Source organism: Nostoc sp. FACHB-152 (assembly GCF_014697475.1).
Taxonomy (GTDB): Bacteria; Cyanobacteriota; Cyanobacteriia; order Cyanobacteriales; family Nostocaceae; genus Nostoc_B.
On record NZ_JACJRV010000057.1, the window covers coordinates 16,653 to 29,733 of the forward strand.

The following is a 13,081-nucleotide window of genomic DNA, read 5'->3' on the forward strand; positions in this document are numbered from 1 at the left end:
ACTGAGTTGATCGCGTGTTTATTTATGACGGTAGAAAAAATTTACGGAATACCATTTATTAAACATAAAAAACTGTTTGCCATGAACAGTTTAGCGGTCAATTCCAGTAAGAAACTAGAATTTTGGTTCCGAATCTCCATCTACCTATTCCCATGAGAATCCTCAAGATCCAGACCTTACGCGGCCCAAACTACTGGAGCATTCGACGCCACAAACTGATCGTCATGCGCCTCGATTTAGAGAACCTTGCCGAAACACCCTCAAATGAAATCCCTGGATTTTATGAAGGATTAGTTGAGGCACTGCCAAGTCTGGAGGGTCACTATTGTTCGCCTGGCTGTCGTGGTGGTTTTCTAATGCGGGTAAAAGAAGGTACTATGATGGGCCACATTGTGGAACACGTAGCCTTAGAACTCCAAGAACTAGCGGGAATGCACGTCGGCTTCGGTCGCACCCGTGAAACTTCCACCCCCGGAGTTTATCAGGTAGTCATAGAATACCTGAACGAGGAAGCAGGACGCTATGCTGGCAGAGCCGCAGTCAGGCTGTGCCAAAGCATTGTAGATCGCGGTCGCTATCCTAAGGCGGAACTAGAACAAGATATCCAAGACCTGAAAGACTTCTGGCGTGATGCTTCTTTAGGCCCCTCTACAGAAGCAATTGTCAAAGAAGCAGAAAAAAGAGGCATTCCCTGGATGCAACTGGGAGCGCGCTTTTTGATTCAGCTGGGTTACGGCGTGAACCAAAAGCGGATGCAAGCCACCATGACGGATAAAACCGGCATTCTCGGAGTGGAGCTAGCTTGTGATAAAGAAGCTACAAAACGCATCCTAGCAGCCGCTGGTGTCCCAGTACCTAGGGGTACAGTAATTAACTTTTTGGATGATTTGGAAGAAGCGATTGAATACGTTGGTGGCTATCCTATCGTGATTAAGCCACTAGACGGTAATCATGGACGCGGCATCACCATCGATATTAGAAACTGGGAAGAAGCCGAAGCAGCTTATGAAGCTGCCAGACAAGTTTCCCGGTCAATAATTGTTGAGCGGTATTACGTTGGGCGCGATCATCGGGTACTCGTGGTAGATGGCAAAGTAGTGGCCGTAGCCGAACGTGTACCAGCTCATGTCGTTGGTGATGGTAGATCCACGGTCGCAGAATTAATTGAAGAAACCAACAAAGACCCAAATCGTGGTGACGGACACGATAAAGTTCTCACCAAAATTGAACTAGACCGGACTAGCTACCAATTATTAGAAAGGCAAGGTCATACCCTCAACACTGTTTTACCGAAAGGAACAATTTGTTACCTCCGAGCGACCGCTAACCTTAGTACAGGTGGCATTGCTGTAGACCGGACTGACGAAATCCATCCCGAAACCATTTGGATGGCGCAAAGGGTAGTTAAAACTATCGGTTTAGATATTGCTGGCTTAGATGTCGTCACTACAGATATTAGCCGCCCCTTACGAGAAGTTGATGGGGTGATTGTAGAAGTCAACGCTGCTCCTGGTTTTCGGATGCACGTTGCCCCCAGCGTTGGCATTCCCCGCAATGTCGCTGGTGCAGTTATGGATATGCTGTTCCCCAACGAACAGTCTAGCCGTATCCCCGTCCTCAGCATTACAGGTACAAATGGTAAAACTACTACTACCAGACTGTTGGCACATATTTATAAGCAAACAGGGAAAGTAGTAGGATATACAACTACAGATGGAACTTATATCGGTGACTACTTAGTAGAAGCAGGAGACAACACAGGCCCCCAAAGCGCGCACCTGATCCTGCAAGACCCAACTGTAGAAGTAGCTGTATTAGAAAGCGCACGTGGTGGCATTTTGCGTTCAGGCTTAGGCTTTGAAGCTGCGAATGTTGGTATCGTCCTGAATGTAGCTGCCGATCATTTAGGTATAGGTGATATTGATACTATCGATCAACTAGCCAATCTCAAGAGTGTAGTTGCCGAATCCGTATATCCTGATGGCTATGCCGTACTCAATGCCGACGATCGCCGCGTTGCTGCAATGGCAGAAAAAACCAAGGCGAACATTGCCTACTTTACGATGAACCCCGACTCAGAATTAGTGCGTCAGCACATTCAAAAGGGAGGAGTAGCCGCAGTCTACGAAAACGGTTATCTGTCAATTGTCAAGGGCGACTGGACACACCGCATCGAAAGAGCCGAGCAAATACCATTGACAATGGGCGGACGCGCACCGTTTATGATTGCCAACGCCTTAGCCGCTAGCTTGGCAGCCTTTGTTCAAAACGTGACTATTGAACAAATTCGCGCTGGTTTAAGAACATTCCGCGCTTCTGTCAGTCAAACTCCAGGCAGAATGAACCTATTTAACTTAGGAACCTTCCACGCCCTAGTAGATTATGCTCACAACCCAGCTAGTTACGAAGCCGTAGGTGCATTTGTTCGTAATTGGAACACCGGACAAAGAATTGGTGTAGTTGGTGGCCCTGGCGATCGCCGCGACGAAGACTTTGTGACTTTAGGTAAACTAGCCGCCGACATTTTTGACTACATCATCGTTAAAGAAGACGATGACACGCGTGGTAGACCACGGGGATCAGCTTCGCAATTGATTACAAAAGGTATTACTCAAGTTAAACCCGATGCCCGTTGCGAAGTCATCATGGACGAAACCCAAGCAATTAACAAAGCTTTGGATATGGCTCCAGAAAATGGCCTAGTGGTAATTTTGCCAGAGAGCGTCAGTCGCGCGATTAAGTTAATCAAATTACGTGGCCTAGTCAAGGAAGAAGTTCCTCTACAAAACACTCCCACAACCGCCGCAGAAAATCAAAATGGAGTGACACCTTCCTCGGTGATCAACACGCTGTTTTAACCTAAAGACAATAATTCATCTTTATTTAGTAAAGGCGCGAAAATTTCGCGCCTTTATATTTTCACCTCAACAGCGTAATGCCTACTATGGCAATCAAAACAAGCCTTTAAACTGTCCCCTGTAAACTGTAACCTATTCCTTATTCCTGTTCTTTTTCCGAACTCGTTTCATCACTGGTATTGTTCAATTCTTGCTTAAAACCCTTTAGAGTTTTGCCTAGTGCGTTTCCCAATTCAGGAATTTTTTTAGGGCCAAAAATTAGCAGCGCGACTATGGCAATTACACCCACTTCTGGCCATCCTAATCCGAACATACAAGTTTCCTCTCAAGCTTCTGTACTCAACTATAAACTGATGGTGTACAAGCTATTTCTGAAACTATCTTGTCTAGTCTTGGGTAAAGGGGATACCTAACCAATCGCTTAATTCATGAGCTAACCATTGCAGTTCTGGTTCTGATAAGACAATATTACCATCCGGATATTTTTTGACTCCAACCCAGATATCTAATCTTGCTGGGATGGTAGTTCGATTACCTTCACTATCTTTAATAAAATGCTGGGGAATGTAAACTATCTTGGTGATATTTTCTCTAGGCGATCGCTGAGGTTTAAAAAATGTCCAACCCCATAAATCACGTTTGACGCTAATTTCCTGGTGATCTATTCGTAATCGCAGGCTGCCAAATAAACCAAATATTAAACCCCAGAGCATGACAAAGCCAGCACTCCAAAAAGGCAAAGAGAACAAAACAAAGGGAATATTTGCCGGAAAAGGTGCAGCAAGAGCGTTGATTGTCCAAAATAAAATAAATGAATTCCAGGCGATCGCAAATCCACCAGTAAATAGCATCGATGCCTTAAAACCACTTGGTGGAATGCTAATTTCTATTGCATCCCAATTTTTTGTGAGTTGGATTTTGCTGCCAGGCGGTTTACCAATAGTTAAAGCTGTAGTTGGTGGTTGCCAATGAGAATCATTTAAAGCTTGCAGAGCTACATTTGCCGAACTCACTCGCTTATCCAAGCTAGGCTCAGTCATCCACTTTAACCACCGAGTCAAATTAGAACTGAGATTTACGTCCGTATCAAATTGAATCCGAAAATCTTTTTGGGGTAAATCAGCCGGGTGAGTTCCTGTAATTAAATATATTAAGGTTGCTCCCAAACTATAAAGGTCAGATGCAGGTACTGTACGTCCACCAAATTGTTCTGGTGGCATATAACCATAAGTTCCCACTACCGTCCGCGTTCCCCCCTCATTAGCCAAGACGGTTTGCACTGAACCAAAATCTATCAAATAGACTTGACCGACACTGTTACCAGAACGCTCACCCAATAAAATATTGCTAGGCTTAATATCACGGTGGATTACAGGTGGATTTAAACCGTGTAGGTAAATCAGGATCTCTAAAACTGCTGTAGCTATCTGTTTAAGTTCAACTTCTGTAAAAGTCCGCCCAGATTGTAAGTATTGCTCTAAAGTTTGGGCTGGGATATAAGTCTGTACTAGAGCAAATCCTTTAATGGTAGGTGAATTAACCTCAAAATAGTCTAAATAACGCGGAATCGCAGGATGAGATAAAGATTTTAAAGTTTCAGCTTCTCGCTCAAATAACTTCAGATCATCCCATTCAAAGTCACTATTAAAAGAGAGTAACTTAATGATGACTAATTCCTGAGTGGTTAAATCACGAGCGACAAACGTCTGTCGCCCAGCCTTTTTACCCAACTGCTGTTGAATTTCGTAGCGTTGGCGCTCTGCGTCTTGCCGTAAGGCATCGCTTAATATCTGTCCAGTTATCATGATTGCTTATGACGCTACGTTGCAAAACTCTTGATAGTTTATAACTTGTCTAAATTTAACAAACACATATTCTTAATATAAATCTGTCTTTGTATGCCTTCCCAACATTGGCCTTACGTTACCCCTGGAATTCCTGACGAATTATTTGAGCATTTGCCAGGAATTCCCTTCAGTCAACGAGAAGTGCGGCTGTTATTAATAGCCCAACTACGGCTACAACCCGATTCAGTATTTTGGGATATTGGTGCAGGAACAGGTACGATCCCCGTCGAAGTTGGGCTACTGTGTCCCAAAGGCAAAATCATTGCTATAGAACGAGATGAAGAGGTAGCCAACCTGATTAGGAGCAATTGCGATCGCTTTGAGGTCAAAAATGTTGAGGTGATTGAAGGTAGCGCACCCGAATGTTTGCATGAGATTAAAGTCGCTCCTCATCGCGTCTGCATCGAAGGTGGGCGACATATTCAGGAGATTTTACAAGCAGTGTGGGATTATTTACCAGCTTCTGGGCGAGTTGTCGCCACAGCAGGTAATCTAGAAAGCTTGTATGCTATCTCGCAAAGCTTTTCAAAGTTACGAGCGAGAAATATTGAAGTTGTGCAGTCTGCGGTCAATCGTCTAGAAACACGAGGCTTTTCTCAGACTTTTACAGCAGTTGATCCCATTTTTATCCTCAGTGGTGAGAAACTAGACTAAATCTAAAGGATGAAGTATGAAGTATGAAGGCTGAAATTCATACTTCATACTAGCCTGCGGCAAGCCACCCAAAAGGTGTCTACACACTTCATACTTGTCATTTATGCCTTGGTCTCGAATCATTAGTGGAATTATTGCGATCGCTCTTGCTTTAGTAGCCACCCTTTTAGGGGGTTGGTACTTTACCATTGTGATTGCGGTCAGTATCTTTTTGGGTCAACAGGAATATTTTAATTTGGTGCAGTCCAGAGGTATTCTTCCTGCTGCAAAAACTACCTTATTTGTTAGTCAAATCTTGCTGATCATCTGCACCGTGGATGACAGTTTAGCTGATGCGGTACTGCCTTTAGGTGGGACTGTCATTTGTTTTTACTTGCTATTTCAACCCAAAATGGCAACGATCGCTGATATTTCCGCTTCGATTATGGGACTATTTTATGTAGCTTACCTGTCGAGTTACTGGGTAAGATTAAGGGCGATCGGTAGTGCCGCCGTTAGCAATATTCCTTTAAAAGGTTACTGGCCTAATTCTTGGGCTGATATTTTAGACCAGAAAAACTTAGCAGCCTTACCACAAGGATTTACGTTAACAATACTAACGTTCTTATGCATTTGGGCAGCAGACATCGGTGCTTATGTTTTCGGTAAATTCTTCGGCAAAACCCGTCTGTCTGACATCAGCCCGAAAAAAACTGTCGAGGGGGCAGCATTTGGGATTGCAGGCAGTGTCTTTGTGGCAATAGCAGGAGCCTATTATCTTCAGTTACCCAAATTTCTATTTACAGGTGTAGCATTAGGTTTACTGATTGGCATTGCTAGTCTGTTAGGTGATTTAACTGAATCTATGCTCAAGCGCGACGCTGGTGTAAAAGATTCTGGACAGTTGATCCCCGGTCATGGTGGTATTTTAGATCGTACCGACAGCTATATCTTCACAGCTCCCTTAGTCTATTATTTCGTTACCCTATTATTGCCATTGATATGAGTCAAGAGTCAATGGTCAATGGTATTTATTCTCCCCTGCTCCCTGCCCCCGCCCCCCTGCCTCTTCTACGGGTTCACATTAATCTTGCCACGACATACCAATTGCGCGGGGATCAAGCTTAGTTCTTCGATTTCGACATCGGAACCTAAATCGATATGGTAATCATCCTTATTTAAGACTAGCGACGTACCATTTTCTAAGACTTGAATATGTGATAACCGTAATGCGTGATTACTACTTAAATTTAAATCTAAAGAGATTTCCAGAGGCGTATTTTCACTTGAACGTGCTACTATAGCAGCCAGAATGATTCTCTGATTCTCCAAAATAATTTTTTGCCAAGAAATTGGCTGGGATTGTCGGCAGTTTTCTGGTAAAAGTTGAACCAGTACTTCATTTAAACCAGTCGATAATAGTTCGGATGAGAGGGAACTGTTGAGATCCTTCTCGTCTACGAGCAGTTCGCCAACCACTGGTACTGGTGCCAAAAGTCGCAATGGCTGACCTTTGAGTACTCCGCCTATATTGACTTGAATCTTCTCCGCTACGAGTTGAATTTGTTTAATATGGAGGCCTTGATAAACTGCATTGCTTGCAGCAATAGAAACCCAAGGAATACTACCAGAAAGAAGTTGGCGATCGCTCGCTTTTATATCCACCTCTAGTTGGGACAAATGACTCACTTGCGCTCTTAACCAGAGTTTGAGTGCAGTTGTGAGAACGTTGGTGATAATTCGTATCTTATTTGCACCTTTTGCTTGGGAATTTTTCTCAGGCATGGAAATTTTTGTTGATAAGTATTAGCTGATCAACTGACTGAACTGAAACAAGCTTTAAATTTAACATTTATGGCGATTCAGTACAAAATGCAAATATTATTATTATTTAAAGCTTGAAAAATTTACCAGTAATTTCATCATGGAGGTAAGGTTACAAAAAGCTCTTGCTCAGTTAGGTATTGCCTCACGTCGAGAAGCGGAAGAAATGATTCGGCAATCGCGCGTGCGGGTAAATGGGACATTGGTAAATTTAGGTCAAAAAGTTGACCTCCAAAAAGATGCGATTGCTATTGATGGCAAGCCCATTTCTACTGAAAAACGCCCACCTTTAATTTATTTATTACTACACAAACCACCAGGAGTAGTTTCGACTTGCGCCGATCCCCAGGGAAGAAAGACAGTTTTAGATTTACTACCCAAGGAGTTACGTGTAGGTTCAGGTATTCATCCAGTGGGTCGTTTAGATGCGGAGTCTACAGGCGCATTAATTCTCACGAACGACGGAGAACTGACTTTTGGACTCACCCATCCCCGTCATAGTATTTCAAAAACTTATCGTGTTGTCGTCGCAGGTCATCCATCAAGAGCAGTAATAGAAAAGTGGTGTCAGGGTGTAATCTTAGATGGCAGAAAAACACGACCTGCACAAGTAAACCTGATAGAAAGTTATGCGGAAAACACCTGTTTAGAAGTAGTTTTAAAGGAGGGAAGAAATCGTCAGATTCGCCGTGTAGCCGAAATTTTGGGACATCCAGTAATAAAATTACATCGAACTGCTATAGGCCCAATTAAATTAAAAAAGCCAAAAGAACCCTTTTTACGTGAGGGTCAATATCGTTCTCTTAAAGATGACGAAGTTCGCTTTTTGCAAAACTGCATCAAGCAAATACCTATTAAAGATTCAGCAGAGCTAAGGAGAGGAACAAAAGTATGAAGTGGTTGAAAAGAAAAAAGAATGAACAGCCAGCACCAACTCTAGAGCAACAAAGAGCAGAAAAGTTGCGAGAAATGGGCGCTCAACTTTGGGCGGCTCGTCAAGAACGGAGTTTATCTCTAGACGAAATGGTGGTAATAACCAAAATTTCGCGGCGGCTATTACAGGCCATTGAAGAAGGTAATTTAGAAGATTTACCAGAGCCTGTTTATATTCAAGGATTGATTAGACAATTTGCCGATGCATTGGGCTTTAATGGCGCGCAATTTGCTAAAGACTTTCCGGTTGCATCTGCGCCAGTAGTGACACCCCCTGCTCCCCCTCCGGTAAATAGATCGCTAGGTTTATTACGCCCAATTCATCTGTACTTACTTTATATATTTGTAATTGTCTGTTCTGTCAGTGGCTTATCTCATGTACTAAATAAAGCAGCTGTCAGCGCCAATGAAAGCCAGCCAAAACCAGAGACTGTTTCACAACCAGCACCAGAAGAAGAAGCTATAGAAGCTCAACCTGTAAGTGAAACAGTTAATACTGATCAAGAAAATCAATCAGTACAGATTGGTGTCACATTGAAAGAAGCATCCTGGATTCGTGTAGTAGCTGATGGTAAAACTGCCTTTGAGGGCATTCTCCCAGAAGGAACTCATCGTATTTGGAAAGCTCAAGACGAACTAACAGTTAAAACTAACAATGCTGGCAGTGTGATGATGAGCGTTAATCAGCAAGCAGCTAAACAAATGGGAGAGCCGGGTAAACCAGAAGAGGTGAAGATTGCAGCTAAACCCCAATATTGATATGTGGGAGCATGGGAGGTATGGAAGAAGTAAGAGACAAGGGAGATAGGGAAGACAAGGGAGAAAATTCCTCCTTGTCCTCCTTGTCTCCCTTGTCCTCCTTGCCCCTATTCTCTTTGGGGAGCGCGACCGTATAATTGGGTGAGAACTTTTAAGCGATCGCTTAATTCTTTAGTCAGTGCTTCTGGTTGATAACGCCATTCCCAGTTACCTTCCGCCACACTGGGGAAATTCATCCGCGCCTCGGTTGGTAAACCCAACACATCCTGCAACGGAATTAGGGCTTGATTGGCAACAGAACTTAAAGCCAGACGAATTAAATCCCAATGAATACCGTCAGCACTAAGGCAACCTAAATAAAGCTGTAAATTTTGCTTTTCGTAGTCACTGGCTTTGTTGAACCAGCCTATAGTTGTATCGTTATCATGAGTACCGGTATAAACTACGAAATTCCGTGAGAAGTTGAACGGTAAAAAGGGATTACCAGCATCAGCACCAAAGGCAAACTGCAAAATTTTCATCCCAGGAAATTCATACTTATCTCTGAGAGCCTCTACCTCTGGTGTAATTACGCCTAAATCTTCAGCTAATACAGGTAGCTTGCCCAGTTTTTCTTTAATCGCGTCAAACAATTCTTCTCCTGGTGCTTTGAGCCACTCGCCATTGATGGCTGTTTCTTGTCCCTTTGGTACTGCCCAGTAAGCTTCAAACCCTCGAAAATGGTCAATGCGGATTACATCTACATAATCCAGCATCGCTTCAAAGCGACCTATCCACCACTTGAAGTTTTGTTTTTGTAATTCCTCCCAGTTATAAACTGGGTTGCCCCATAATTGACCAGTAACACTAAAGTAATCTGGTGGAACTCCCGCCATGAGTTTCGGTTCTCTGGTTTCTTCGTCTAGACAAAAGATTGCGGAATGCGCCCACACATCAGAACTATCTTGAGCTACATAAATGGGAATATCGCCAATAATTTGAATACCGCTCATATTGGCGTAGGTCTTGAGTTGTGACCACTGGCGGAAAAATTCAAATTGGACGAATTTGTAATAAAAAATCTCTGCGCTTAACTGTCGTCGTGCTTGCTCAATTGTTTCTGGTTCGCGCTTGACCAGTTCTGGTTCCCAAGTATGCCACGCTGCACCTTCATGGGCATCTTTCAATGCCATAAACAAAGCATAATCATCTAACCAATAAGCTTTGCTATCACAAAAACCTGCAAATTCTGTTTGTTGTAAAGGTGTTGCTTGAACTTGAAAGTTTTTGCAGGCTGTTTTTAGTAGTTCAAGTTTAATTGGTAGAACTTTGTCGTAATCTACTTTAGCAACGTCAAAAGCTGGCAGATTAGCAAAGTCTTCTTCTGTTAGTAAACCCTGCTCTTGCAATTTTTCAGGGCTAATGATCAGAGGATTCCCTGCCATTGCTGAATAGGCAGCATAAGGAGAATTACCATAACCAGTAGGGCCTAAAGGCAAAACTTGCCAATATTGCTGGTAACTCTCTCGGAGAAAATCAATAAATTTGTAGGCTTCTAAGCCTAAATCACCAATACCAAATCGGCTGGGAAAAGAGGTAGGATGCAGCAAAATGCCGCTTGATCTGGGAAAAGGCATATTTATTTAGTTTCTATATATACGCAGAGGCAATTGTCTAGCGCGAAATGCTAGGCGATCGCATCGATTGAATGTATCATATGTCCTTGGTCATTTGTCATTTGTCCTAGGTTAGTGATCTAATTACTAATGAATATGACTCTTGACTCTTGACTATGACTTATCGTAATCCGGCTCCGACGGTTGATATCATCATCGAATTAGTTGACAGACCACATCGGCCAATAGTGTTAATTGAGAGGCTTAATTCTCCTCTTGGTTGGGCGATTCCTGGTGGTTTTGTTGACTATGGCGAACCTGTGGAGGTAGCAGCAAAGCGAGAGGCTGAGGAAGAGACAGGTTTACAGGTGGAGTTAATTGAACAATTTTTGGTATACTCTGACCCCAATCGCGATCCCCGTCAGCATACGCTCAGTATTGTATTTTTGGCGACGGCAACGGGAGAACCAAAGGCGGGAGATGATGCTAAAGGTATAGGTATTTTTGAGTCTTGGCTTGTACCGAGTAATTTATGTTTTGACCACGATCGCATTCTGCAAGATTATTGGCATTATCGGCATTATGGTGTACGTCCTCGGTTAGGGTTTTAGAAACGTAGACGCGTAGCGGCTTGCCGTCGGCTACCGCAGAGGCGCAGAGGACGCGGAGAAAGAGAAGAATACTGGTGGCACACAGAATCCTGGAGATTATACTGTGTCAGTGGTATTCAAAGGTGCATTATGGATGCTGAGGAATTATTAAAAAGATACGCACAAGGACAAAGAAGTTTTGAAAAAATAAATCTTAGAGGAATAGATTTAAAAGGTGCAAAATTACCTGGGATAGATTTAAAAGGATGTGATCTAACAGGAGCAGATTTAAATGATGCCAATCTAAGTAAAGCAGTCCTTCAAAATACCAACCTATCTAGAGCTTCTTTAACAGGTGCTTGTTTGTCAGAGTTAGCAGAAAGTTCTAATTTAAATTTGAGTTGGGCAGATCTCAGTGATGCTGATTTAAGCCGTGCAAATTTAAATAGTGCTAATTTTATTCACGCTAATTTAAATAATTGTAATTTGAGTGGAGCAAATCTAACTAGTGCTAACTTTAGTCATGCCAATTTAGATAATGCCAATTTATGTGATGCTACTTTAGATTATGCCAATCTAACGGAAGCCTCTTTACATGAAGTAAATCTTGTCAGAGCAAATTTTAAGGGTGTTAATTTAAGCTTTGTTAACTTGACAGGTTCTGATTTAAGCCAAGTTGATTTATCTAGAGTCACACTTAAAGAAGTTAACTTCCAAAAAACTAAAATTCGAGGCACTAATCTATCTCAACATAATTTATCAGGGATGAATTTAGCTGACGCTGATTTAGGTGCAGCAAATTTAAGAAGTACAAATTTTAGAAGAGCCGATTTACATGGAATCAATCTAGAGAGAGCAGATTTGCAAGCAGCCGATTTGATGAAAGTAAATCTGAATGGGGCGAATCTTAAGAAAGTAGACTTAACTGGAGCTAATATTTATGGTGCAACCTTTATAGATGCTGACCTCACTGGTGCGATAATGCCTGATGGAGAAATCTACAAACCGATCGCCTCTGAGGTAGAAATCGGTAAACAGGAAGCATCGTTAGAAAAAGTAATATCTATGACACGCCAAGTTATTAATACTGATCAAGCACCTGCACCAGTTGGACCATATAATCAAGCGATCGCCGCTTCTGGTCAAATGATATTTGTGGCTGGACAAATTGCGATCGATCCTCGGCTGGGTGATGTCGTCTACACCGAGGATGTGAAAAAGCAAACTGAGCAAGTATTAGCAAATCTAGAAGCAATTTTGAAAGCTGCTGGGGCGACTTTTGCTGATGTTGTGAAGACGACTGTATTTTTAGCTGATATGAATGACTTTGCCGCCGTGAATGCGGTTTATGCTAAATATTTTCCAGAAGATACAGCCCCAGCACGTGCTTGTGTGCAAGTATCTCGTTTGCCAAAAGATGTATTGGTAGAGATTGATTGTATTGCAGTAATTTAAAGCTGGTTGATTAGCAAAGAACTCCGGCTGTAAAAAGTCGGGGTTTCATAGATTACATTGACTCGTAACTATGGCGGTGACGCGGACGAGGTTTTGTCATATATCTTGCCAGCCATGCTGAGGCAATTATGGTTATACCGACAGAGATTGGTCTAAATTGATTGTGCAGTTTTATAAACATTGAATCGCCGAAATTGCTATTCACCCATTGGAAAATAAAAAGAGAAAACAGCATCCAGCAGATAATGGCAATAGGTGTCAACATTGCTAATAGTTTCACTGTTTGGTTTACTTTTCGGTAATTTAACCAACGTAAAACCACCAAACAACCAAGAACTTCTCCAACCCACCAACCAAGAAATTGACCTATTAAGGGAGGGACTATACCATCTAGTTCAGCATTTGGCATGAAATTATTGACATAAATCATTCCTAAATAACCGCCTACATACAGAAGTACTACAGCCCCAATTAGGCTACCTATAATTGCAGCTAAATATCCACTTTTGTTGTTTCTAGATAATTGCATAGTTTTTCAATAAGACTGATAATTCTCGCTGGAGTGGTTTATAAGAGAGGTTTGAGAA

The 13,081-nt window shown here is 42.4% G+C and carries 12 protein-coding genes; 7 read left to right on the forward strand and 5 right to left on the reverse strand.

What is annotated here, in order from left to right; all coding sequences use genetic code 11:
• Window positions 1–152: 152 nt before the first annotated feature.
• Window positions 153–2,858 carry a cyanophycin synthetase gene (gene cphA / locus H6G76_RS26420; protein WP_190707747.1) on the forward strand — a complete coding sequence of 902 codons (2,706 nt, stop codon included), beginning with the start codon at window positions 153–155 and terminating at the stop codon, window positions 2,856–2,858.
• 139 nt (window positions 2,859–2,997) lie between these two features.
• Here the strand turns inward: cphA and tatA are convergent, their stop codons facing one another.
• Together tatA and H6G76_RS26430 are read right to left on the reverse strand one after the other, a co-directional pair.
• Window positions 2,998–3,171 (reverse strand): twin-arginine translocase TatA/TatE family subunit, encoded by a 174-nt coding sequence (gene tatA, locus H6G76_RS26425; protein WP_190707749.1) that lies wholly within the window; start codon window positions 3,169–3,171, stop codon window positions 2,998–3,000.
• 73 nt (window positions 3,172–3,244) lie between these two features.
• Window positions 3,245–4,663, reverse strand: coding sequence for a serine/threonine-protein kinase (locus H6G76_RS26430; RefSeq protein WP_190707751.1), 1,419 nt, complete (start codon window positions 4,661–4,663; stop codon window positions 3,245–3,247).
• A gap of 93 nt (window positions 4,664–4,756) precedes the next feature.
• On the opposite strand from H6G76_RS26430, the gene cbiT reads away from it, so the two are divergent.
• On the forward strand, window positions 4,757–5,359 hold the full coding sequence (gene cbiT, locus H6G76_RS26435; RefSeq protein WP_190707754.1) for a precorrin-6Y C5,15-methyltransferase subunit CbiT: 603 nt from the start codon (window positions 4,757–4,759) through the stop codon (window positions 5,357–5,359).
• Window positions 5,360–5,462: 103 nt separating this feature from the next.
• Window positions 5,463–6,344: a phosphatidate cytidylyltransferase gene (locus tag H6G76_RS26440; protein WP_190707757.1), complete on the forward strand. Its 882-nt coding sequence runs from the start codon at window positions 5,463–5,465 to the stop codon at window positions 6,342–6,344.
• A gap of 65 nt (window positions 6,345–6,409) precedes the next feature.
• Here H6G76_RS26440 and H6G76_RS26445 read toward each other — a convergent pair whose 3' ends face one another.
• Complete coding sequence (locus H6G76_RS26445; protein WP_190707760.1) at window positions 6,410–7,123, reverse strand: DUF2993 domain-containing protein; 714 nt, start codon at window positions 7,121–7,123, stop codon at window positions 6,410–6,412.
• A 139-nt stretch (window positions 7,124–7,262) separates the two neighbouring features.
• Here H6G76_RS26445 and H6G76_RS26450 point away from each other — a divergent pair, with 139 nt between their 5' ends.
• Window positions 7,263–8,057: a pseudouridine synthase gene (locus H6G76_RS26450; RefSeq protein ID WP_190707763.1), complete on the forward strand. Its 795-nt coding sequence runs from the start codon at window positions 7,263–7,265 to the stop codon at window positions 8,055–8,057.
• Window positions 8,054–8,854 carry a RodZ family helix-turn-helix domain-containing protein gene (locus H6G76_RS26455; RefSeq protein ID WP_190707766.1) on the forward strand — a complete coding sequence of 267 codons (801 nt, stop codon included), beginning with the start codon at window positions 8,054–8,056 and terminating at the stop codon, window positions 8,852–8,854. Before H6G76_RS26450 ends, H6G76_RS26455 begins: the two co-directional genes overlap by 4 nt.
• Window positions 8,855–8,961: 107 nt before the next feature.
• Here H6G76_RS26455 and malQ read toward each other — a convergent pair whose 3' ends face one another.
• Complete coding sequence (gene malQ / locus H6G76_RS26460) at window positions 8,962–10,470, reverse strand: 4-alpha-glucanotransferase (RefSeq protein WP_190707768.1); 1,509 nt, start codon at window positions 10,468–10,470, stop codon at window positions 8,962–8,964.
• A 155-nt stretch (window positions 10,471–10,625) separates the two neighbouring features.
• Here malQ and H6G76_RS26465 point away from each other — a divergent pair, with 155 nt between their 5' ends.
• Window positions 10,626–11,060, forward strand: a complete 435-nt coding sequence (locus H6G76_RS26465; RefSeq protein ID WP_190707771.1) for an NUDIX hydrolase — start codon at window positions 10,626–10,628, stop codon at window positions 11,058–11,060.
• A 129-nt stretch (window positions 11,061–11,189) separates the two neighbouring features.
• The gene (locus H6G76_RS26470; protein ID WP_190707773.1) at window positions 11,190–12,494 is read left to right on the forward strand and encodes a Rid family detoxifying hydrolase; all 1,305 of its coding nucleotides are present in this window, start codon (window positions 11,190–11,192) and stop codon (window positions 12,492–12,494) included.
• Between the two features lie 52 nt (window positions 12,495–12,546).
• Here H6G76_RS26470 and H6G76_RS26475 read toward each other — a convergent pair whose 3' ends face one another.
• A complete protein-coding gene (locus H6G76_RS26475) occupies window positions 12,547–13,023 on the reverse strand; it encodes a hypothetical protein (protein ID WP_190707776.1) in 477 nt (158 codons plus the stop codon).
• Window positions 13,024–13,081: the final 58 nt, after the last annotated feature.

Coding starts and splice junctions, on each gene's coding strand:
- tatA (WP_190707749.1), bottom strand. CDS start 3,171: ATGTTCGGATTAGGATGGCCAGAAGTGGGTGTAATTGCCATAGTCGCG.
- H6G76_RS26430 (WP_190707751.1), bottom strand. CDS start 4,663: ATGATAACTGGACAGATATTAAGCGATGCCTTACGGCAAGACGCAGAG.
- H6G76_RS26445 (WP_190707760.1), bottom strand. CDS start 7,123: ATGCCTGAGAAAAATTCCCAAGCAAAAGGTGCAAATAAGATACGAATT.
- H6G76_RS26475 (WP_190707776.1), bottom strand. CDS start 13,023: ATGCAATTATCTAGAAACAACAAAAGTGGATATTTAGCTGCAATTATA.
- H6G76_RS26470 (WP_190707773.1), top strand. CDS start 11,190: ATGGATGCTGAGGAATTATTAAAAAGATACGCACAAGGACAAAGAAGT.
- H6G76_RS26450 (WP_190707763.1), top strand. CDS start 7,263: ATGGAGGTAAGGTTACAAAAAGCTCTTGCTCAGTTAGGTATTGCCTCA.
- H6G76_RS26455 (WP_190707766.1), top strand. CDS start 8,054: ATGAAGTGGTTGAAAAGAAAAAAGAATGAACAGCCAGCACCAACTCTA.
- malQ (WP_190707768.1), bottom strand. CDS start 10,470: ATGCCTTTTCCCAGATCAAGCGGCATTTTGCTGCATCCTACCTCTTTT.
- H6G76_RS26440 (WP_190707757.1), top strand. CDS start 5,463: ATGCCTTGGTCTCGAATCATTAGTGGAATTATTGCGATCGCTCTTGCT.
- H6G76_RS26465 (WP_190707771.1), top strand. CDS start 10,626: ATGACTTATCGTAATCCGGCTCCGACGGTTGATATCATCATCGAATTA.
- cphA (WP_190707747.1), top strand. CDS start 153: ATGAGAATCCTCAAGATCCAGACCTTACGCGGCCCAAACTACTGGAGC.
- cbiT (WP_190707754.1), top strand. CDS start 4,757: ATGCCTTCCCAACATTGGCCTTACGTTACCCCTGGAATTCCTGACGAA.